Genomic DNA, 19,140 nt, shown 5'->3' with positions numbered 1-19,140 from the left:
CGGCGCTCCGGAGGGGGCGCCGCCCTTTCCTTTTCAGGCGTAGGCCGGAACCCGTCTGCCCCCGGTCATCGGCTCCGGCGCGCCGGTGGTGCCGGGGAAGGTGGTGGGCAGGCCGCGGGCGACCCGGGCCGCGAGAACGCCGAACGCCTGCGCTTCGAGCGCGTCCCCATCCCATCCCACGGCCTCCACAGGACGGACGGGCGCGTCCAGCACCCCGGACAGGGCGCGCATCATCCCCGGGTTCCGTCGCCCCCCGCCGGCGACCAGCCAGTGCAGCGGCGCCTCCGGGAAATGCCGGGCCGCGGCGCCGACGCAGATCGCGCAGAACGCCGTCAGCGTCGCCGCCCCGTCGGCCGGGGACAGCGCGCCCGCCCCGGACTCCCGCAGCGCCGCGTCGAAATCGAGCCGGTCCAGGGACTTGGGCGGCGGGGCGTCCAGATACGGGTGCAACATCAGCCGTGACAGCACGGCACCGTCCGGCCGGCCGGCAAGCGCGAGGCGACCGTCCCGGTCGTAATCATCCCCGGTCGAGCGGCGGGCCCAGTCATCGAGAGGGCCGTTCGCCGGGCCGGTGTCGAAGGCGATCAGCTCCCCGTCCGCCCCGATCCAGGTGACGTTGCCCACCCCACCGAGGTTCAGGATGGCGACCGGTTTCGGCAGGGTGGCCGCGAGCACCGCGTGGAAGATGGGGACCAGGGGCGCCCCCTGCCCGCCGGCCGCCACGTCGGCGGAGCGGAAGTCGTGCACGACCTCTATCCGCGTCATCCGGGCCAGCAGGGCGGGCGCGCCGATCTGCCAGGTCCGGCCGGGCTGGCGGGTGCCCGGCGGGGCGGGGCGGTGCAGGATGGTCTGGCCATGGAAGCCGATGAGGTCGGCCGTCAGGCCCAGCGCCTCCACGGCCTCCGCATGGCGGGTCGTCAGGCGGGCGGCGCAGTCGGCCACCCTGGCGTCGTCGGGCTCCAGCTCCGGCGCCGCGTCCAGCAGGGCGCGCAGGTCCCGCCGCAGGGCCGGGTCATAGGGAAGGGTCACGGTCGGGCCGAAGCGCCCGATCCGCTCCCCATCCGTCTCGACGTAGGCGGCATCCACCCCGTCCAGCGAGGTCCCGCTCATCAGCCCGATGGTTCGCAGCATCCCCCCAGTGTGCTACCGGCCCCCGGTTTCTTGAAGCCGGTCAGCCCATCATGACGCATTTCCGCCGAGACGAGTTCCTGAGCGTCGCGCGCGAGCGGGGTTACATCCACCAGGTGACGGACGAGGCCGCGCTGTCGGCGCGCCTCGCGGACGCGCCCCTGGCGTCCTATGTCGGTTTCGATTGCACGGCGGACAGCCTGCATGTCGGGCACCTGCTCTCGATCATGCTGCTGCGGCTGCTCCAGCGCTGCGGCCACAAGCCGGTGCCGCTGATCGGCGGCGGGACCACGAAGATCGGCGACCCCTCTGGCCGGGACGAGGGGCGGCAGCTCCTGACCGCCGAGACGATCGAGGTGAACAAGGCCGGCATCCGCCGGACCTTCGACAGCTTCCTAACCTTCGGCGACGGTCCGACCGACGCGCTGATGCTGGACAACGCCGCGTGGCTTGATGGACTGGCCTACATCCCCTTCCTGCGGGATATCGGCCGCCATTTCAGCGTCAATCGCATGCTGACCATGGACAGCGTGCGGCTGCGGCTGGAACGGGAGCAGCCGCTCTCCTTCCTCGAGTTCAACTACATGCTCCTCCAGTCCTACGACTTCCTGGAGCTGCGGCGCCGCCACGGCGTGTCGCTCCAGATGGGCGGCAGCGACCAGTGGGGGAACATCGTCATGGGCGTGGAGCTGAACCGCCGCGTGGACGCGGCGGAATGCTTCGGGCTGACCACGCCCCTCCTCGCCACCGCGTCCGGCCAGAAGATGGGCAAGACGGCGTCCGGCGCGGTGTGGCTGAACCCGGACCGTCTTTCCTCCTATGACTACTGGCAGTTCTGGCGGAATGCGGAGGACGCCGATGTCGGCCGCTTCCTCCGCCTGTTTACCGAGCTGCCGAAGGACGAGATCGCGCGGCTGGAGGCCCTCCGGGGCGCCGAGGTGAACGAGGCGAAGAAGGTGCTGGCGACGGAGGCCACGGCCATGCTGCACGGCCGCGCGGCGGCCGACGCGGCGGCCGAAACCGCGCGCACCACCTTCGAGCAGGGTGGCCTCGGCGAGGCCCTGCCGGTCGTGGCCGCGACCCTTCCGGCGAACGTGCTGGACCTCGCCGTGGCGGCCGGGCTGGCGGGGAGCAAGGGTGAGGCGCGGAAGCTGGTGCAGAATGGCGGGCTGCGGCTGAACGACGAGGCGGTGTCCGACATCGGGCGGCAGGTCGCCTCCGGCGACCTGCGCGACGGCACGGCCAAGCTGTCCGCGGGGCGCAAGCGCCACGTGCTGATCCGTTCTGCATGACGGACCCGCGCTGAACTTCGCCCCGCGTGGGGCACGCTGATACGTCTCACGGCTGTGGGTGGACCGGGCACGGCGAGGTGGTAGATCGGTCTCCCCGTGCATTCTCCTGAAGGACCGGCATGTCCCGCATCCTGACCGTCGCCGCCGCACAGCTCGGCCCCATCCAGCGCGCGGAGGGCCGCGACGTCGCGGTGGGGCGGATGGTCCGGCTGCTGGAGCGCGCCCACCGGCGCGGCGTGGAGGTGGTGGTCTTCCCGGAGCTGGCGCTCACCACCTTCTTCCCGCGCTGGTACGAGGAGGACATCTCCGCCGCCGACGCTTGGTACGAGAGCGCCCTCCCGTCCAACGAGACGGCGCCGCTCTTCGAGGCGGCACGGAAGTACGGGATCGCCTTCCATCTCGGCTACGCCGAGCGCACGCCGGAGGGCCGGCGCTTCAACACCGCCGCCTTCGTGGCGCCTTCCGGCGAGATCGTCCTGAAGTATCGCAAGGTCCACCTGCCCGGGCACAAGGAGTTTGACCCCATCCGGAAGGTGCAGCATCTGGAGAAGCGCTACTTCGAGGTAGGCGATCTCGGCTTCCCCGTGGTCCGGGCGCCGGTCGGCGCGGCCGGGCCGGTGAACGTCGGCATGATGATCTGCAACGACCGCCGCTGGCCCGAGGCGTGGCGCGTGCTCGGGTTGCAGCAGGTGGAGCTGGTGATGCTCGGCTACAACACGCCGAGCCTGAACCAGGACAACCGCGGCTTCGAGGCGCATCACCTGCGGGTGCTGCACTCCCATCTCTCGATCCAGGCCGGCTGCTACCAGAACGCCACCTTCGGCGTCGCGACGGCCAAGGCGGGCACGGAGGACGGGCACGAGCTGTTCGGCCACTCCATCATCGTGAACCCGCAGGGCGAGATCATGGCCCAGGCCACCAGCTGGGGGGACGAGCTGATCACGGCGGACCTCGACCTCGACATGTGCCGGCTGGGGCGGGAGACGATCTTCAACTTCGCCGCCCATCGCCGGGTGGAGGCCTATGGCCGGATCACCGCCCAGACAGGGTCCGAGCCGCCTCCCGAGTGGGCTCCCGCCGCCGGCTGATCCGGGGACGTAACCGGGGCCGGCACCGCGGCGTTGAGTCGGCGAACGGAGATCCCCCATGCGCCGCATCATCCTCGCCCTGCTCCTGATCGCGCCCACCTCGACGGCCGTGCTCGCCCAGGGGGTCGAGCTCCGGCCGGGGCAGAGCGCGGCGGCCCAGGCCAATGCGCAGCTTCAGCGCGATCAGGCGCGCGACCGCGTGGCCGACGCCGCGCGCGACATCGCGACCGATGGCCGCCAGGGCACGCCGGCCCTGGTGGACGATATGGACCGCTATCGCGGCGCCATCGCGCCCGAGCGGCGCGAGGTGACCGGGACGACGCAGACCGATGCCGTCCAGGGCAGCATCCCGAGCCTGGGGGGCAACATCCAGCGCTGATCCGAAGGGGCCGCCGCAGTCCCGGCCACGCCCTGCCGCAGCCCTGAAACCATCCCGTCCCTGCCACGATCCGGCCGCAACGCGGTCACCCCGCGGGCGTTCGTTCCGCAAGCCCGGCCGCCAACGGCCCGACACCACGGAGGACACGATGCGCCGCCAATTTCTGACCAGCTCCGCCCTGGCGTTGCTCGCCCTCGGGGTGGCACCCGCGGCCAAGGCCCAGGATCTGCCCGGCATCATCGGCGATGCCCTGCGCCAGCTCGACCCGAACGAGCGCCGGCGGGAGGATGATCGCCGCCGCGCCTCGGACGAGGATCGGCGCCGCTACGAAGGCGACCGGCGCTGGGCGGAGGACCGCGAGCGTCGTCAGTTCGAGGAGGACCGGGAGGCGCGCGAGCGCCGCCGCGACCGCCGCGAGCGGGAGCGCGACGCCTGGGAGCGGGACCGTGAACGCCGGGACCAGTACGGGCGCCAGGCCTATGAGCGGGACCGCCAGATCTCCGAGCAGCAGCGGCAGATCGCCGAGCAGCAGCGCCGCCTGGCGGAGGAGCAGCGCCGGCTGGAAGAGCAGCGCCGCCGTTGGTGACGGCGGGCAACTGGGGGGGCCGGAACGGCGTTGTGGGTACAGGAGAACCACACGTCATGACTCGCCGTCCCCTCGCCGTCGCCTTCACCCTGGCAGCCGGGCTCTGCCTGTCGGCGCCCGTCTCGGCCGCGGGCACCGATGGCGTGTTCGGCGACTTCCTCTCCCGCGCGGCCGGGACTCCGGCGGCCCGACCCGAGCGGACGGGGAACAACGCCCAGGCCGACCTCCGCGCCAGGGAGCAAGAATCCCGCAACCTGCGCCGCGACTACTGGCAGCGCGAGCGGGAGCGTCTGACGCGGCAGGCGAGCAACGGCGACACGGTGCTCGCCACGCGCTGACCTCGCCGTGTCGCGGGGCGCGCTCGATCGGCCCGGACGGTCGCGTCCGGGCCGTGCCGTTTCAGGAGACCGCGACCAGCGCCTGCGCAGCAGCCGCGGCGATCGGCTCAATCACCGGCACGCCGATCGCGTCTTCCACGGCGGCGCGGTGTCCCGCCATCCCGGCGCAGCCGAGCACGATAACCGGGGCGCCTCCCTCGACCAGGATACGGCCGGCGGCGATCAGGGCTTCGCGCGGCCGCTCCGGATCCGTCAGGGCCGTCATCGGCAGGTTCAGCGCGACGGTGCCGCTCAGTCGCGCCTCCGCCCCGATTGCCTGGAGGACCCGACGCTGCCGGGCCTTCGACGCCTCCACGAAGGCAATCACTCCGAAGCGATCCGCGCGCGACAAGGCGGCGGCCACGGCGCAGCGGAACGGCCCGAGGACGGGGCGGTCGGTGACCTCTCGCACCGCATCCACCCCGGGATCGGAGACGCAGGCGATGATGTAGGCGGCCGCGGGTTCGCGCTGGACGAGGTCACACAGCGGCAGCGCCACACTGAACCAGTCGCGCCAGGTGGCGATCGCTGGAGGGCCCTCTTCCAGCGAGAGCGTGTCGAAGCGGGCCGTCCTGGCCCTCGCAAACGGCGAGAGAGCAAGGTCGATGCCTGCGGTGCAGGCCGGGTCACGGTTGGGGTTGATCGCGAGGATACGGCGTTCCATCGACCGATGGTCCGCCAGCCCCTCCTGGCCAGCAAGCCTTGCCGGCCGCCGTCCGGGCGCTCATATTGCAGCGCAACAAGACCGTGGTGAACGACGTTCCGCCCGGTCCCGGAGGACAGCCACCCATGCTCTGGCAACCGGAATCGCCGGTGCCTGCCCCGGTTCCCGCCGCGCCCTCTTTCCTGACGGCGGTCGGCCGGGGGCTGCGCAACCGCTGCCCTGCATGCGGTGAGGGCCGGGTGTTCCGAGGCTTCCTCTCGGTCGTGCCGGAGTGCGCCGTCTGCCACGCGCCGCTCGGCCGGCTGCGCGCCGATGACGCCCCGCCCTATATCGTTCTTTTCCTGACCGGACACCTGCTCCTGCCGCCGATCTTCTGGGTGGAGCGGGCGTACCAGCCGCCCATGTGGCTCCACATGACCGTGTGGCTGCCGCTCTTTGCGGTGGTCTGCACCCTCCTGCTGCGGCCGGTGAAGGGCGCGGTGGTCGGGTGGATGATGCGGCTGGGGTTCATGGATCATCCGGAGAACGTTCCCGCCCCGCCCGAGCGCCCGCGCGATGTCTGATCTCGCCGTGCCGGAGGCGCGGACGGACACGCAGCGCATCGCCCGGATCGAACTTGCGGAGACCGCACCGCTTCAATCGCCCTATGCGGAGGCCGACCGCCAGCAGGCAGCGACCGACCTTCTGGCCGGAAATGCCTTCTCCCCGGTCGGGCTTCCGTCCGGCCCCTACGTGCTCCATCTCGCGGTGCGGGAGGGGCGGCTGGTGCTCGACATCCGGGACCTCGCGGACGCGCCGCTCCACGCCCACCTGCTCGCGCTCGGCCCCTTCCGGCGGCTGATCAAGGACTACCAGATGGTGGTCGACAGCCATGAGCAGGCCGTCACGGAGGGCGCCTCCGAGGCGCGCATCCAGGCAATCGACATGGGCCGCCGCGGCCTGCACAACGAGGCGGCGGAGCTTCTCCAGGAACGGCTGAACGGCCGCGTGGAGCTGGATTTCGAGACGGCGCGGCGGCTCTTCACGCTCGTCTGCGCCCTGCATCAGCGGATCTGAGCCCGTGAAGATTGGCGGCACGTCATATCGCAGCGTCTGGCTGGACGAGGACGGTCAGGCCGTTCGCATCTTCGACCAGACGAAGCTGCCCTGGAAGGTGGAGGTTCTCCGCCTGACGGATGAGGAGCAGGTGGCCACGGCCATCCGCTCGATGCAGGTCCGCGGCGCGCCGCTGATCGGCGCGGTCGGCGCTTACGGCCTGGCGATGGCGCTGCGGCGCGATCCCTCGATCGAGAACCTGGAGCGCACCGCCGCCATGCTGGGCGAGACCCGGCCGACGGCGGTGAACCTGCGCTGGGCATTGGACCGGATCTGCGCCGCCGTGCGGAACCACCCGCCGGAGCGGCGCGCAGACGCCGCCTATGCCGAGGCGACGGCCATCTGCGACGACGACGTGGAGACCTGCCGCCAGATCGGCGTTCACGGGCTGCCGCTGCTGCAGGAGATCGCGGCACGGAAGCCGGCCGGGGAGCCGGTGCGCATCCTGACCCATTGCAATGCCGGCTGGCTGGCGACGGTGGATTTCGGCACGGCGCTGTCCCCGATCTACCAGGCGCACGACGCCGGCATGGACGTGCATGTCTGGGTGGACGAGACCCGGCCGCGCGGCCAGGGCGCCGCGCTGACCGCCTTCGAGCTCGGCGCCCACGGCGTGCCGCACCGGCTGGTGGCGGACAATGCCGGCGGGCACCTGATGCAGCACGGGCTGGTGGACATCGTGCTCGTCGGCACCGACCGCGTGACGCGCCGGGGCGACGTGGCGAACAAGATCGGGACCTATCTCAAGGCGCTGGCGGCGGCGGACAATGGCGTGCCCTTCTGGGTCGCGATGCCGCACTCCACGCTGGACCTGAAGGTCGGGGACGGCGTGTCAGAAATCCCGATCGAGGAACGCTCGGGCGCCGAGGTGACGGACGCCACGGGCCGCCTGCCCGACGGGACGGTGGCGACCGTCCGCGTGGCGGCCGAGGGGACGGAGGCGACCAACCCCGGCTTCGACGTCACGCCGGCCCGGCTGGTGACCGGCCTGATCACCGAGCGCGGGCGCTGCGAGGCCAGCGAGGCCGGTCTCGCTGGCCTGTATCCGGACAAGACATAGCCGGATGCTGCCCGGCGCCGGGCGACGAGCGCCGCCGGCGGCGCCTACTTGCCGGCCGGCAAGGCCCGAGGCAGGGCAGCCTTCGCGACGGGCAGCGGCGCGTAGATCGAGAAGGCCCGGCGCTCCAGGATGACCAGCCCGCTGATCATCGTCGCGCCCGCCAGCGCGGCCGCGGCGGCGCCATAGGCGGAGAGCGTCGTCGAGCCACCGCCGAGCACGGTCGCAACCGTGACGAGGATCATGGTGAGGCCGAGGGTGACGAGGGCGAGGGCGAGACGGTCCATGACAGGGACTCCGAGGCCTGGGGGGCATTCGGAGAGAACCCCTCTCCCGCGGCGAAGAGGTGCCGGGATCGTGGCAGGATCGGGGCAAGGCCCCCTCCCCCGCACGAGGCTTGCATGTCAGGGTCGCATGGCCAGCCACTTCGGATCGGGGGTTCTCCTCATGCGTCGCCTACTCCTTGCCGCCGCGGTCGCGGCCGTCGCCACGCCCGTGCTCGCCCAGGCGCCGGCCGGGAGCGGTGGTCCGCCGCTTCGGACCGCCGTGGACGGCACGTTCGCGCCGCACGCCTTCCCGCGCCTGGAGGGCGGCGTTCAGGGCTTCAACGTGGACCTGTTCCGCGAGGTGGCACGGCGGCTGGGGCGCGAGATCACCATCGACAGCGCCTCCTTCTCCGGGCTCGTGCCCGCGATGAATGCGGGGCGCTACGACTTCCTCGCCGCACCGGTGACGGTCACGCGGGAGCGGGCGGAGTCGATGCTCTTCACCGAGGGCTACCTCTACACGGAGTTCCAGTTCGGCATCCGGCGCGGCAACGCGCCGATCCGCTCGCTGGAGGAGCTGCGCGGCAAGGCGATCGCGGTGAACAAGGGTTCGGCCTACGACGCCTGGGCGCAGCAGAATGCGGAGCGCTACGGCTTCACATTCCAGGCCTATGACACCAACCCCGACGCGGTGCAGGCGGTGATGGCCGGGCGGGCTTATGCCGTCCTCGCGGGTAATACCGTGGTGCGCTATGCCGCCAGCCAGCAGCGGAACCTCGTGCCCGACTTCGCGATCCGCGAGACGCGGGCGCACTGGGCCGCCCCCTTCCGCCGCGACAACGTGGAGCTGCGGAACCAGGTGGAGACCGTGCTGGAGTGCATGAAGCGGGACGGCACGATCGCGCGCCTGTCGCAGCAGTGGTTCGGCGACGCGCCGGGCGAGGATTCGGCCGAGCGGACGGTGTTCCCGGGCTATGGCGTGCCCGACCTGCCCGGCTACGACCCGACGCCGCACGAGCCGCGCTGCTAGGCCGCGGGTCGCCCGGCATGGGGGGCTGAGCTTGGGCGGGTTGGACGGCTTCGCCTTCACCTTCCTGAACCTGAAGGTGATGGCGGACTGGGCGCCGAAGATCGCGGAGGGCTTCGCGCTGACCGTGGCGCTCGCGGCGCTGATCGTCGTCGCGGGGCTGGCTCTCGGGCTGGGGCTCGCCGTGCTGCGCGCCTTCGGGTTGCGCGTGCTGAACTGGGGCATCGTGTTCACCGTGGACCTGTTCCGCGCGCTGCCGCCGCTGGTGATCATCGTGCTGCTCTATTTCGGCCTGCCGGAACTCGGGCTTTCCATGTCCGGGTTCTGGGCAACCTGGCTGTCCCTGACCCTCGTGCTGGCCGCCTTCGCGGAGGAGATCCTCTGGGCGGGCATTGTCGCCACCCCGCAGGGGCAGTGGGACGCGGCGCGGGCCCTCGGGCTCCGCTTCATCCCCGTGCTGTTCCGCGTGGTGCTGCCGCAGGCCGTGCGAATGGTGGTGCCACCGTTGGTGAACCGGACCATCGCGATCACCAAGGGGACGGCGCTGGCCTCGGTGGTCGGCGTGGCGGAGATCCTGGGAGCCTCTCAGTCCGCCATGGCCTTCGCGGGCAATCCCTCCCCGCTGACGCTGGGGGCGATCGCCTACGCCCTCCTCTTCCTTCCGGTGGTGGGAGTGGGGCGGTGGATCGAGCGCAAGGCGGCCATTCCCGGGCGCACCCGGCCCGCCTGACATGGACGACTTCGTCGACGCGTTCCTGAACATCGAGATCGTGCAGCGGGCGATGCCCATCCTGCTGCGCGGGCTTTGGCAGACGATGCTGCTCGCCCTGATCGTGGTACCGCTGGGATTGGCTGGAGGCCTCGTCCTCGCTTTGCTGTCCCGGGCCCGCAGCCGGTGGGTCCGCTGGCCGCTGGCGGTCTGGACGGACACCTTCCGGGCGCTGCCGCCCTTGGTGCTGCTGATCTTCGCCTATGCGGGCCTACCCTTCCTCGGGCTGGACCTCGGGCCCTGGGGGGCGGTGGCGCTCGCCTTCTTCCTGAACACGGGTGCCTATTACGGAGAGGTGTTGAGGGCCGGACTGGACAGCGTGCCGCCCGGGCAATCCGAGGCGGCGCGGGCCCTGGGGCTGCGGCGCTGGCAGGTCATGATCTTCGTGGTGCTGCCGCAGGCCGTGCGGAACGTGCTCCCGGACCTCGTCTCCAACACGCTGGAGGTCGTGAAGCTGACCTCCATTGCGTCCGTCGTGGCCCTGCCCGAACTGCTGTTCCAGGCGCGCCAGGCGCAGAGCGTGACGTACAACGCCTCACCGATCGTCGCCGCGGCGCTCGCCTACTTCATCCTGCTCTGGCCGGTGGTGCGGCTGTTGTCCCGGCTGGAGCACCGGGCCGCGAAGGGCTGACGCGCCGTCAGGGTTTTCCGAAGAGGTCGATCAGATGGCGCACCACCGGCTCGACCTGCTGAATCGTCCCGGCGGTGGCGCCGGAGATGGTGACGACCCCGCGCTCCTGAACGCACACGATTAGATAGGCGTCGCCCGCCGGATTGGTCGCGTTCACCGAGCTGGAGGAGATCGCCTGCACCTGCAGGCCGGCCCGCTCCACGGCGATCTGCCCAGCGCGGACGCAGGTTTCGAGCGGCGTGGCAGGGTCCATCAGCGCGTGCGCGGCGGCCACGGCCGTGGCGCCCGCAGGCAGCGCGAAGAGTAGCGCGCACAGGGTCCCCGCAATGACGATCCGCATGCCGCTCCTCCCTCCCAGGGCGGCGCCCCGGGACCGGAATGAAGCTGCCGCGCGGCGCCGACAGCCGCAAGGCACCCGCACCATCCCCGGGCCGAGAGGGCCCTAGGGCAGCGTCAGAACAGCCGCTGAGAGGGCGCGTAGGGCACGACGATCTCGTCCCGGGCGACCACGTTCAGCAGGGCGCGGGCGCGCTCCTCCAGCATGTCCCGGTCCAGCCGGTCGGAGCGGAGCCCCGCCACCTTCCGCTCCATCGCGTCCCGCTCCGCCTCGGCCTCGGCCAGGACGGTGCGGGCCGTGGCGATCTCCGCCAGCCGCGTCTCGCGCGCCTTCAGCCCGCGCGTGCCGTGCACGGCGTGGTAGGCGAAATAGCCGCACAGCCCAAAGAAAATCACTGGAAGCACCGCGGCTTGCGCCCGGCGCTTCACCCCCTTCATGAAAGCCAACTGCCCCTCCCCCGAAGAGCTTAGGCCGATCGGACACTCGATCCCCTGCGCGGAGTAGAGGGGTCACCCGCATTCCGCGCAAGGCTCCTCTCACCCCGCCGTGAGAGAATCCTGTGGATGTTGCGGCGGCGCCGCCGGGCTGTGGCTCAGCGGCCCCGCGGCAGCACCGTGCGGCCGGCGTAGCGCGCGGCCGTGCCGAGATTTGCCTCGATCCGGATGAGCTGGTTGTACTTGGCCAGGCGGTCGGATCGGGACAGGGAGCCGGTCTTGATCTGCCCGCAGTTCGTCGCGACGGCGAGGTCCGCGATGGTCGCGTCCTCCGTCTCGCCGGAGCGGTGGGACATGACAGCCTTGTAGCCGGCGCGGTGGGCGGTCTCGACCGCCTCCAGCGTCTCGGTGAGGGTGCCGATCTGGTTCACCTTCACCAGGATGGCGTTGCCGACGCCCCGCTCGATGCCGAGTCGCAGGCGCTCGGTGTTGGTGACGAAGAGGTCGTCGCCGACGAGGTTGACCTTGCTGCCCAGCCGATCAGTCAGGAGCTTCCAGCCCTCCCAGTCGTCCTCGGCCATGCCGTCCTCGATGGAGACGATGGGGTACTTGCCGCAGAGGGCGGCCAGGTAGTCCACCATCCCGCCGGCATCGAGCTTCTTGCCCTCGCCCTCCATGTCGTAGGTGCCGTCCTTGAAGAACTCGGTGGAGGCGCAGTCCAGAGCGAACAGGATGTCTTCACCCACGCGGTGGCCGGCGGCCTCGCAGGCCTGGGCGATGAAGTCGAGCGCCTCCTCGGCGCTCTTCAGGTTCGGGGCGAAGCCGCCCTCGTCGCCCACATTGGTCGCGTGGCCGGCGTCGTGGAGCTTCTTCTTCAGGGCCTGGAACACCTCGGACCCGATCCGCACGGCGTCCGCCACGGTGCCGGCCGCCACCGGCATGATCATGAATTCCTGGATGTCGATCGGGTTGTCCGCGTGCTGGCCGCCGTTGATGATGTTCATCATCGGCACCGGCAGCGTGCGGGCGAAGGTGCCGCCGACATAGCGGTAGAGCGGCAGGCCGTAATGCTCCGCGGCCGCCTTGGCGCAGGCGAGCGAAACGGCCAGCGTCGCATTCGCCCCCAACCGCGCCTTGTTGGGCGTGCCGTCGAGCGTGATCATCGTCTCATCGATCTTCACCTGGTCGGTGACGTCGAGACCGGAGAGGGCGTCGAAGATCTCACCCTCGACGTTCGCGCAGGCCTTCAGCACGCCCTTGCCGCCGTAGCGGGCCCTGTCGCCGTCGCGCAGCTCCACCGCTTCATGCGCGCCGGTCGAGGCGCCGGAGGGGACGATGGCACGACCCTGCGCACCGCTGTCCAGCACGACCTCCACCTCCACCGTCGGGTTGCCCCGGCTGTCGAGGACCTCTCGGGCGATGATGTCGGCGATGGCGCTCATGGGAATCTCCGGGCGGATCGCCCGGGCGGCCCGGGCCGCCAGCCGATAAGGCGGGCGGGCCGTGCCGGCAAGGGAGGGCGCGCCCTCCCGCCCGGGTCAGGCCGCGAGTTTCGCCGCGATCGCCGCCACATGCGCCCCCTGGAAACGGGCGGCGGCGAGGTCGCCCTCGGTCGGCTGGAGCTGGCCCTGGCCGCCGGCGATGGTGCTGGCGCCGTAGGGCGAGCCGCCCTGGACGATGGAGGGATCCATCTGGCCCTTGTAGGTATAGGGCAGGCCGACGACGACGAGGCCGAAGTGCAGCAGCACGGTGTGGGTCGCCAGGATCGTGCTCTCCTGCCCGCCATGGGGCGTGGCGGTCGAGGTGAAGACAGAGCCGACCTTCCCGACCAGCGCGTCCGTCGCCCAGAGCCCGCCGGCCTGGTCGAAGAAGTTCTTCATCTGCGACGCCATGTTCCCGAAGCGGGTCGGCGTTCCGACGATGATCGCGTCATACTCCTTCAGGTCGGCCACCTGTGCGATCGGGGCGGGCTGATCGAGCTTGTAGTGAGACTTCCGCGCGATCTCCTCCGGCACCAGCTCCGGCACGCGCTTGATGTCGGCGGTGGTGCCGGGGACGGAGCGGGCGCCCTCGGCCACGGCGTTCGCCATCGTCTCCACATGGCCATAGGTGGAGTAGTAGAGGACCAGAACCTTCGCCATGACCGTCATTCCTGCGTTGGGGCGCCCGCCGGCCGGGCGCGTCAGCGCGGAATGTGGGCGAAGCGCGACCCGCCGCACAACGCGAAGGCCGAATGATCGTCATTCACGATCGCGACGGGCGCCTGAGCCCGCGGTCAGCCCTTGGCGAGGCTATCGAAGGCCTTCAGCCGCGCGATCAGCGCGGGCATCTCCCGGATCGGGATCATGTTGGGGCCGTCGCTCGGCGCCCTGTCGGGATCCGGATGGCATTCGATGAACACCATGGAGACACCGACCGCGACCGCCGCCCGCGCCAGCACCGGCGCGAATTCCCGCTGCCCGCCGGAGCTCCCGCCCAGCCCCCCGGGCTGCTGGACGGAGTGGGTGGCGTCGAACACCACGGGGTAGCCGGTCCGGGCCATGATCGGCAGGCCGCGCAGGTCCGAGACGAGCGTGTTGTAGCCGAAGGAGGTACCGCGGTCACAGAGGAGGACGTTCTCGTTGCCGGTGGAGGCAATCTTCGCGGCGACGTTCGCCATGTCCCAGGGCGCGAGGAACTGGCCCTTCTTCACGTTGATGACGCGCCCCGTCTGGCCGGCAGCGAGCAGCAGGTCCGTCTGGCGGCAGAGGAAGGCGGGGATCTGGATCACGTCCACCGCCTCGGCCACCGGGGCGCACTGGGCGGCGTCGTGCACGTCGGTCAGCACGGGCAGGCCGGTCGTCTCGCGAACCTCGGCCAGGATGGACAGGCCCTCATCCATGCCGACACCGCGGGCGGCGTTCACGCTGGTCCGGTTGGCCTTGTCGTAGCTGGACTTGAAGACCATCCCCACGCCCGCATCGCGCGCCATCTCCGCCACCGCCTCGGCGCATTCGAGCGCGTGGGCGCGGGATTCGATCTGGCAGGGTCCGCAGATGAAGGCGAGCGGCCGGTCATTGCCGACCTCCAGCCCCCCGATGCGGACGGTCCGCGTCATACCAGTCGCGCCTGGCGCACCGCTGCCCCGATGAAGCCGCGGAACAGCGGATGGGGATCGAAGGGCTTCGACTTCAGCTCCGGGTGGAACTGCACGCCGATGAACCAGGGGTGGTCAGGATACTCCACGATCTCCGGCAGCACGCCATCGGGCGAGAGGCCGGAGAAGCGCAGCCCCGCCGCCTCCAGCCGGTCCCGGTAGTCGATGTTCACCTCGTAGCGGTGGCGATGGCGCTCCGAGATCTCCGGCGCGCCATTGTAGACGTCCCGGACGAGCGAACCCTCGGTCAGCACCGCGGGATAGGAGCCCAGCCGCATGGTCCCGCCCATGTCGCCGCCGGCGTCCCGCTGCTCCACGCGGTTGCCCTTGGTCCACTCGGTCAGCAGGCCCACCACCGGCTCCTCGGTCGGGCCGAACTCGGTGGAGCTGGCCTTCTCCAGGCCGACGAGGTTCCGCGCCGCCTCGATCACCGCCATCTGCATCCCGAAGCAGATGCCGAAGAAGGGCACCTTCCGCTCCCGCGCGAAGCGGACGGCCTGGATCTTGCCCTCCGCGCCGCGCTCCCCGAAGCCGCCGGGGACGAGAATGCCGTGCACCCCCTCCAGCCGCGCCGTGGCGCCGGGACCCTCGAAGATCTGGCTGTCCACCCAGTCGAGCTTCACCCGCGTCTTGTGCGGCAGCCCGCCATGGGTCAGCGCCTCGCCGAGCGACTTATAGGCGTCGAGCAGGTTCGTGTACTTGCCGACGACGGCGATGGTCACCTCGCCCTCCGGCTGCTCCATGCCGCGCACGATGCCGTGCCAGCGGGACAGGTCGGGCTCGCCGTAGATGGACAGGTTGAAGTGCCGCAGCACCTCCCGGTCCAGGCCTTCGCGGTGGTACTGCAGCGGCACGGCGTAGATCGAGTTCGCGTCCAGCGCCGGGATCACCGACTCCGGCCGCACGTTGCAGAAGAGCGCGATCTTGCGGCGCTCATTTTCCGGGATCGGCCGGTCGCAGCGGCAGAGCAGGATCTGCGGCTGGATGCCGAGGCCGAGCAGTTCCTTCACGCTGTGCTGCGTCGGCTTCGTCTTCAGCTCGCCGGCGGAGCCGATCCAGGGCACCAGCGTCAGGTGGACGAAGAGGGCGCGTTGCGGGCCGAGCTCGTTCGTGAGCTGGCGCACGGCCTCGAGGAAGGGCAGGCCCTCGATGTCGCCGACCGTGCCGCCGACCTCCACGAGGACGAAGTCCTGGCCCTCGGTCTCGGCCTGCACCGCGTCCTTAATGGCGTCGGTGATGTGCGGGATCACCTGCACCGTGCCGCCGAGATAGGCCCCGCGCCGCTCCTTGGCGAGCACGTCCGAATAGATGCGCCCGGAGGTCCAGGCATCGGCCTGGCGTGCGTGCACGCCGGTGAAGCGCTCGTAGTGGCCGAGGTCGAGATCCGTTTCCGCGCCGTCGTCGGTCACGAAGACCTCGCCGTGCTGGTACGGGCTCATCGTGCCCGGATCCACGTTGAGATAGGGGTCAAGCTTGCGCAGCAGGACCTTGTAGCCGCGCGCCTGCAGGAGCGCCGCGAGGGAGGCGGCGGCGATGCCCTTGCCAAGCGAAGAGACCACGCCGCCGGTGATGAATACGAACCGCGTCATGGGAGGCCCTTGTAAGCCGCGCGAAGGGGAGGCGGCCAGGGGGCTGGACGCGGGGATGCCATGCGCGGTGCGGAAACCCGCGCCGCGCATGGGATCAAGAAGGCGTCAGTTGGTCGGGACGGCCGGCGCCGCCGGCAGGGCCGGGGCCGCGGGCGCGGCCGGCGCGGCAGCGGGCGGCGGCGAATCGAGGATGGAGCGCGGCCCCCCACCCCCTGTCCGGCTCAAGATCCCCAGCGCGAGGGCGAGGAGGAAGAAGATCGTCGCGAGCACGGCGGTGGCGCGCGTCAGCAGGTTCGCCGTCCCCCGCCCCGTCATGAAGCTGCCCATCCCCTGGGACGAGCCGACGCCGAGGCCGCCGCCCTCGCTCCGCTGGAGCAGGACGACGCCGATCAGGGCGAGGGCGACGAAGAAGTGGAGAACGATCAGGACGGTAATCATGGCGGCCGGGTTCTAGCGGGGAAGCCCCGCGCTTGCCAGGGCCGCGTCAAGGGGCCTGGTCAGGGCGCCGGCACGGCGGCGGCGATGGCCAGGAAATCCTCGGCCTTCAGGCTGGCGCCGCCCACCAGCGCCCCGTCCACATTGGGCAGGCCGAGGATGGCGACGGCATTGGAGGGCTTCACCGAGCCGCCGTAGAGAAGGCGGGTCCCCTCCCCGAGGCCGGGGAAGCGGGCGGCGACCTCGGCCCGCATCCGATCGTGCATCGAGGCGATGTCGGCCTCGGTGGGGGTCCGGCCGGTGCCGATGGCCCAGACGGGCTCGTAAGCCACCACCCCCTTGGCGATGGCGAAGTCGGGCGGCAGGGACCCGGCGATCTGGGCGGAGACGACCGACTCCGCCTCCCCGGCGTCCCGTTGGGCCTCCGTCTCGCCGACGCAGACCACGGGCACCATGCCCGCCGCGATCACGGCGGCGGCCTTCTGCTGGACCAGGGCGTCCGTCTCCCCGTGGTCCGCCCGGCGCTCGGAGTGGCCGAGGATGACATAGGCCACCCCCGCATCCGCGAGCATCGCGGCCGAGACGTCGCCCGTGTGCGCGCCGGACGCCTTCGGGTGGCAGTCCTGCGCGCCGATCGCCACAGGCTTCCAGCCCATGGCCGCCGCGGCGACGTGGAGGTGGATGAAGGGCGGGCAGATCAGCAGGTCGGCATCCGGGGAGCGGTCGAGCCCGGCGCGGATGCCCTCGGCCAGCGCGGCGGCCTCCCGCAGCGTGCCGTTCATCTTCCAGTTGCCGGCGATGAGGGGGCGGATGCCGGGGGTCATGGGTCTCTCTGCGTGCTGCTCGCCCGGCCCTATCCGGGGGGGCGCGGTTTGGCAACGGGGCCCGGTTGCGCTAGGGGCTGGCGCCCCCGGGACCCGCCCGCCATGCCCTCTGGACCGCCCGCACCATGATCACCGCGTTCCGACGTCTCGCCGGCACCTGGTTCGCCAAGGGCCTCTTCGTCGTCCTCGTCCTTTCCTTCGCGATCTGGGGCATCGAGGACGTCGTCCGGAACTTCGGGCGGGACAACGCGGTCGCGCGCGTAGGCGGGGAGGCGATCGAGCTGACCGAGGCCCAGAACGCGGCCCGTCGCGAGACGCAGCGGCTGCAGCGGCAGCTCGGTCCACGCTTCGAGGCGAACGCCGAGTTCAACCAGGCCATCGCCCGGCAGGCCGTCGAGACCCTCATCGCGGAGCGGGCGCAGCGGCTGGAAGCGCGGCGCGTCGGCGTCGCGGTGTCGGCGGACCTGATCCGGGACTACACCTTCTCCATCCCGACCTTCCAGGGCGTGGACGGCCGGTTCAACCGGCTGCTGCTCGACCAGTTCATGCGGCAGAACGACATGACGGAGGCCGATTTCCTCCGGGTCGTGGTGGCCGATATCCAGCGCCAGCAGCTCGTCGGCGCCGTGCGCTCCGGGGCCCGGGCGCCGACGACGATGACGCGGCTGCTCCTCTCCTACGAGGCGGAGCGGCGGGCGGCCGACGTGGTGGAGTTGCCCCTGCTCAGCGCGCCCGAGATTCCGGATCCGACGGAGGCGCAGCTCACCCGCTTCCACGAGAACAACCCGGCGCAGTTCTCCTCTCCCGAGATGCGGGAGGCGGTGATGGCACTGCTGACGGCGGACGCGCTGATGGCCCGCGTGGCCGTGACCGATCGGGACATCGACGCCGCGCTGCAGCAGCACCCCGAGCGCGGGACGGTGCCGGAGCGCCGGACGATGGAGATGGTCCTCGTCTCCAGCGAGGAAGCGGCGCGCGAGATCCGCACGGCCTGGACCGGCGGGGCTGACTTTGCCGCCGTCACCGCCCGCGCCACGGCCGCCGGCGGGCAGGCGATCGAGCTGGGATCGCTCGACAAGGGCTCGGTGCCCGTGCCCGAGTTGGCGGACTCCGTCTTCGCCCTGCCGGAGGGCGGGGTGTCGGAGCCCGTCCGCAGCCCCTTCGGCTGGCACGTGATCCGCGTCGCCTCGATCCAGGCCCAGGCCGCCCGGCCGGCCGAGGAGATTCGCGCAGAGGTCCGGCAGGAGCTGCAGCGCGAGAAGGCCGCCGACCAGACCTACGAGGAGGCCAACCGGCTGGAGGACGCCCTCGCCGGCGGCGCTACCGTCGAGGAGACGGCCCGCCGCTTTGAGCTGACGCCGGTCCGCGTGCGTGTCGACCGCCAGGGCAATGACGAGTCCGGCCGCCGCGTGGAGCTGCCCGGCGGACCCGGCGCCCGCGAGGCGGTGCTGACCGCGATCTTCGCCAACCCGCCCGGACCCGGCGGCCGGCTGGCCGACGTCCCGGAGGGCTTCCTAGCGCTCGAGGTGCCGAACGCCACCCCGGCGGCGCTGAAGCCCTTCGCGACCGTGGAGAACGAGGTGCGTCGGGCCTGGATGCTCGACGCTCGCCGCCGGGCGCAGGAAGAGCGGGCCGCCGGCCTGCTGGCCGCCACCCGGTCCGGCAAGACGCTGGAGCAGGCCGCGCAGGAGGCCGGGCTGGAGGTGGTGCGGATGGGCCCCTCCCCGCGCACGGCTCAGCAGGGCGTGCCGAACGCCATTCCCGCCGAATTGCTGCCGGGCCTCTTCGAGGCGAAGGTCGGGGATGTCACCATGGCCCAGACCGCGGCGGGCTATGCCGTGGCGCGGCTGGCGGAGATCGTCCGCGCCGACCCCGGCGCGGACCCCGAGGGGCTGACGCGGGTCAAGGGCGAGGTGGAGACGGCGATGCAGGAGGATCTCGAATCCCAGTTCGCGGCGGCCCTGCGCGCCCGGTCCAACGTGACCATCAACCAGCCCCTCATGGATCAGGTGGCCCAGCGGTGAAC

22 protein-coding genes and 1 pseudogene are annotated in these 19,140 nt (G+C 71.5%); 12 read left to right on the top strand and 11 right to left on the bottom strand.

Going from position 1 to position 19,140, the window contains the following annotated elements:
- Nucleotides 1-26 precede the first annotated feature (26 nt).
- Nucleotides 27-1,128, bottom strand: a pseudogene (locus tag ACP6CK_RS03205) (anhydro-N-acetylmuramic acid kinase); the annotation flags it as partial.
- 53 nt (nt 1,129-1,181) lie between these two features.
- Here ACP6CK_RS03205 and tyrS point away from each other — a divergent pair.
- The 5 genes from tyrS (at nt 1,182) to ACP6CK_RS03180 (ending at nt 4,811) form a co-directional block, all read left to right on the top strand.
- Nucleotides 1,182-2,420 (top strand): tyrosine--tRNA ligase, encoded by a 1,239-nt coding sequence (tyrS, locus tag ACP6CK_RS03200; protein ID WP_426957327.1) that lies wholly within the window; start codon nt 1,182-1,184, stop codon nt 2,418-2,420.
- Between the two features lie 119 nt (nt 2,421-2,539).
- Nucleotides 2,540-3,508: an N-carbamoyl-D-amino-acid hydrolase gene (locus tag ACP6CK_RS03195; RefSeq protein WP_426957326.1), complete on the top strand. Its 969-nt coding sequence runs from the start codon at nt 2,540-2,542 to the stop codon at nt 3,506-3,508.
- Between the two features lie 58 nt (nt 3,509-3,566).
- On the top strand, nt 3,567-3,887 hold the full coding sequence (locus ACP6CK_RS03190; protein ID WP_426957325.1) for a hypothetical protein: 321 nt from the start codon (nt 3,567-3,569) through the stop codon (nt 3,885-3,887).
- 148 nt (nt 3,888-4,035) lie between these two features.
- Nucleotides 4,036-4,473, top strand: coding sequence for a hypothetical protein (locus tag ACP6CK_RS03185; RefSeq protein ID WP_426957324.1), 438 nt, complete (start codon nt 4,036-4,038; stop codon nt 4,471-4,473).
- A 56-nt stretch (nt 4,474-4,529) separates the two neighbouring features.
- Entirely contained in the window at nt 4,530-4,811 is a 282-nt protein-coding gene (locus ACP6CK_RS03180) for a hypothetical protein (protein WP_426957323.1), read from the top strand.
- A gap of 61 nt (nt 4,812-4,872) precedes the next feature.
- Here ACP6CK_RS03180 and ACP6CK_RS03175 read toward each other — a convergent pair whose 3' ends face one another.
- Nucleotides 4,873-5,514: an aspartate/glutamate racemase family protein gene (locus tag ACP6CK_RS03175; RefSeq protein WP_426957322.1), complete on the bottom strand. Its 642-nt coding sequence runs from the start codon at nt 5,512-5,514 to the stop codon at nt 4,873-4,875.
- A 125-nt stretch (nt 5,515-5,639) separates the two neighbouring features.
- Here ACP6CK_RS03175 and ACP6CK_RS03170 point away from each other — a divergent pair, with 125 nt between their 5' ends.
- The 3 genes from ACP6CK_RS03170 to mtnA are packed head-to-tail and all read left to right on the top strand — an operon-like array spanning nt 5,640 to nt 7,669.
- The gene (locus ACP6CK_RS03170; protein WP_426957321.1) at nt 5,640-6,077 is read left to right on the top strand and encodes a DUF983 domain-containing protein; all 438 of its coding nucleotides are present in this window, start codon (nt 5,640-5,642) and stop codon (nt 6,075-6,077) included.
- On the top strand, nt 6,070-6,570 hold the full coding sequence (locus tag ACP6CK_RS03165) for a UPF0262 family protein (RefSeq protein ID WP_426957320.1): 501 nt from the start codon (nt 6,070-6,072) through the stop codon (nt 6,568-6,570). Before ACP6CK_RS03170 ends, ACP6CK_RS03165 begins: the two co-directional genes overlap by 8 nt.
- A gap of 4 nt (nt 6,571-6,574) precedes the next feature.
- A complete protein-coding gene (mtnA, locus tag ACP6CK_RS03160) occupies nt 6,575-7,669 on the top strand; it encodes an S-methyl-5-thioribose-1-phosphate isomerase (RefSeq protein ID WP_426957319.1) in 1,095 nt (364 codons plus the stop codon).
- Nucleotides 7,670-7,713: 44 nt separating this feature from the next.
- Here the strand turns inward: mtnA and ACP6CK_RS03155 are convergent, their stop codons facing one another.
- A complete protein-coding gene (locus ACP6CK_RS03155) occupies nt 7,714-7,953 on the bottom strand; it encodes a hypothetical protein (protein ID WP_426957318.1) in 240 nt (79 codons plus the stop codon).
- Between the two features lie 160 nt (nt 7,954-8,113).
- On the opposite strand from ACP6CK_RS03155, the gene ACP6CK_RS03150 reads away from it, so the two are divergent.
- The 3 genes from ACP6CK_RS03150 to ACP6CK_RS03140 are packed head-to-tail and all read left to right on the top strand — an operon-like array spanning nt 8,114 to nt 10,359.
- Nucleotides 8,114-8,962, top strand: coding sequence for a transporter substrate-binding domain-containing protein (locus ACP6CK_RS03150; protein ID WP_426957317.1), 849 nt, complete (start codon nt 8,114-8,116; stop codon nt 8,960-8,962).
- Nucleotides 8,963-8,993: 31 nt separating this feature from the next.
- Entirely contained in the window at nt 8,994-9,689 is a 696-nt protein-coding gene (locus ACP6CK_RS03145; protein ID WP_426957316.1) for an amino acid ABC transporter permease, read from the top strand.
- 1 nt (nt 9,690) lies between these two features.
- On the top strand, nt 9,691-10,359 hold the full coding sequence (locus ACP6CK_RS03140) for an amino acid ABC transporter permease (RefSeq protein ID WP_426957315.1): 669 nt from the start codon (nt 9,691-9,693) through the stop codon (nt 10,357-10,359).
- Between the two features lie 7 nt (nt 10,360-10,366).
- Here ACP6CK_RS03140 and ACP6CK_RS03135 read toward each other — a convergent pair whose 3' ends face one another.
- The 8 genes from ACP6CK_RS03135 to tpiA all read right to left on the bottom strand — a co-directional run bounded on the left by ACP6CK_RS03135 (nt 10,367) and on the right by tpiA (nt 17,114).
- Complete coding sequence (locus ACP6CK_RS03135; protein ID WP_426957314.1) at nt 10,367-10,699, bottom strand: hypothetical protein; 333 nt, start codon at nt 10,697-10,699, stop codon at nt 10,367-10,369.
- Nucleotides 10,700-10,812: 113 nt separating this feature from the next.
- Complete coding sequence (locus ACP6CK_RS03130) at nt 10,813-11,100, bottom strand: FtsB family cell division protein (protein ID WP_426957313.1); 288 nt, start codon at nt 11,098-11,100, stop codon at nt 10,813-10,815.
- A 188-nt stretch (nt 11,101-11,288) separates the two neighbouring features.
- Nucleotides 11,289-12,572 carry a phosphopyruvate hydratase gene (eno, locus tag ACP6CK_RS03125; RefSeq protein WP_426957312.1) on the bottom strand — a complete coding sequence of 428 codons (1,284 nt, stop codon included), beginning with the start codon at nt 12,570-12,572 and terminating at the stop codon, nt 11,289-11,291.
- Nucleotides 12,573-12,668: 96 nt separating this feature from the next.
- Nucleotides 12,669-13,271, bottom strand: coding sequence for an NAD(P)H:quinone oxidoreductase (wrbA, locus tag ACP6CK_RS03120; RefSeq protein WP_426957311.1), 603 nt, complete (start codon nt 13,269-13,271; stop codon nt 12,669-12,671).
- A gap of 134 nt (nt 13,272-13,405) precedes the next feature.
- Nucleotides 13,406-14,227: a 3-deoxy-8-phosphooctulonate synthase gene (kdsA, locus tag ACP6CK_RS03115; protein ID WP_426957310.1), complete on the bottom strand. Its 822-nt coding sequence runs from the start codon at nt 14,225-14,227 to the stop codon at nt 13,406-13,408.
- A complete protein-coding gene (locus tag ACP6CK_RS03110; protein WP_426957309.1) occupies nt 14,224-15,855 on the bottom strand; it encodes a CTP synthase in 1,632 nt (543 codons plus the stop codon). The genes kdsA and ACP6CK_RS03110 overlap by 4 nt, the downstream gene beginning before the upstream one ends.
- Before the next feature lie 105 nt (nt 15,856-15,960).
- Complete coding sequence (gene secG, locus ACP6CK_RS03105; RefSeq protein WP_426957308.1) at nt 15,961-16,293, bottom strand: preprotein translocase subunit SecG; 333 nt, start codon at nt 16,291-16,293, stop codon at nt 15,961-15,963.
- 59 nt (nt 16,294-16,352) lie between these two features.
- The gene (gene tpiA / locus ACP6CK_RS03100; protein WP_426957307.1) at nt 16,353-17,114 is read right to left on the bottom strand and encodes a triose-phosphate isomerase; all 762 of its coding nucleotides are present in this window, start codon (nt 17,112-17,114) and stop codon (nt 16,353-16,355) included.
- A 125-nt stretch (nt 17,115-17,239) separates the two neighbouring features.
- Between tpiA and ACP6CK_RS03095 the strand changes: the two genes are divergently transcribed.
- Complete coding sequence (locus ACP6CK_RS03095; protein WP_426957306.1) at nt 17,240-19,138, top strand: SurA N-terminal domain-containing protein; 1,899 nt, start codon at nt 17,240-17,242, stop codon at nt 19,136-19,138.
- The last annotated feature ends 2 nt before the right edge of the window (nt 19,139-19,140 follow it).

The sequence above is a fragment of the Muricoccus radiodurans genome (assembly GCF_050154705.1).
In the GTDB taxonomy this organism is placed as follows: domain Bacteria; phylum Pseudomonadota; class Alphaproteobacteria; order Acetobacterales; family Acetobacteraceae; genus Roseomonas; species Roseomonas radiodurans.
The sequence above is the reverse complement of the archived record's forward strand: the minus strand, read 5'-3'. Positions and strand labels throughout refer to the sequence as shown.

Coding starts and splice junctions, on each gene's coding strand:
- tpiA (WP_426957307.1), bottom strand. CDS start 17,114: ATGACCCCCGGCATCCGCCCCCTCATCGCCGGCAACTGGAAGATGAAC.
- eno (WP_426957312.1), bottom strand. CDS start 12,572: ATGAGCGCCATCGCCGACATCATCGCCCGAGAGGTCCTCGACAGCCGG.
- ACP6CK_RS03195 (WP_426957326.1), top strand. CDS start 2,540: ATGTCCCGCATCCTGACCGTCGCCGCCGCACAGCTCGGCCCCATCCAG.
- ACP6CK_RS03170 (WP_426957321.1), top strand. CDS start 5,640: ATGCTCTGGCAACCGGAATCGCCGGTGCCTGCCCCGGTTCCCGCCGCG.
- ACP6CK_RS03135 (WP_426957314.1), bottom strand. CDS start 10,699: ATGCGGATCGTCATTGCGGGGACCCTGTGCGCGCTACTCTTCGCGCTG.
- ACP6CK_RS03155 (WP_426957318.1), bottom strand. CDS start 7,953: ATGGACCGTCTCGCCCTCGCCCTCGTCACCCTCGGCCTCACCATGATC.
- secG (WP_426957308.1), bottom strand. CDS start 16,293: ATGATTACCGTCCTGATCGTTCTCCACTTCTTCGTCGCCCTCGCCCTG.
- wrbA (WP_426957311.1), bottom strand. CDS start 13,271: ATGGCGAAGGTTCTGGTCCTCTACTACTCCACCTATGGCCATGTGGAG.
- ACP6CK_RS03185 (WP_426957324.1), top strand. CDS start 4,036: ATGCGCCGCCAATTTCTGACCAGCTCCGCCCTGGCGTTGCTCGCCCTC.
- ACP6CK_RS03180 (WP_426957323.1), top strand. CDS start 4,530: ATGACTCGCCGTCCCCTCGCCGTCGCCTTCACCCTGGCAGCCGGGCTC.
- ACP6CK_RS03150 (WP_426957317.1), top strand. CDS start 8,114: ATGCGTCGCCTACTCCTTGCCGCCGCGGTCGCGGCCGTCGCCACGCCC.
- ACP6CK_RS03165 (WP_426957320.1), top strand. CDS start 6,070: ATGTCTGATCTCGCCGTGCCGGAGGCGCGGACGGACACGCAGCGCATC.
- ACP6CK_RS03190 (WP_426957325.1), top strand. CDS start 3,567: ATGCGCCGCATCATCCTCGCCCTGCTCCTGATCGCGCCCACCTCGACG.
- ACP6CK_RS03140 (WP_426957315.1), top strand. CDS start 9,691: ATGGACGACTTCGTCGACGCGTTCCTGAACATCGAGATCGTGCAGCGG.
- kdsA (WP_426957310.1), bottom strand. CDS start 14,227: ATGACGCGGACCGTCCGCATCGGGGGGCTGGAGGTCGGCAATGACCGG.
- ACP6CK_RS03095 (WP_426957306.1), top strand. CDS start 17,240: ATGATCACCGCGTTCCGACGTCTCGCCGGCACCTGGTTCGCCAAGGGC.
- ACP6CK_RS03175 (WP_426957322.1), bottom strand. CDS start 5,514: ATGGAACGCCGTATCCTCGCGATCAACCCCAACCGTGACCCGGCCTGC.
- tyrS (WP_426957327.1), top strand. CDS start 1,182: ATGACGCATTTCCGCCGAGACGAGTTCCTGAGCGTCGCGCGCGAGCGG.
- ACP6CK_RS03110 (WP_426957309.1), bottom strand. CDS start 15,855: ATGACGCGGTTCGTATTCATCACCGGCGGCGTGGTCTCTTCGCTTGGC.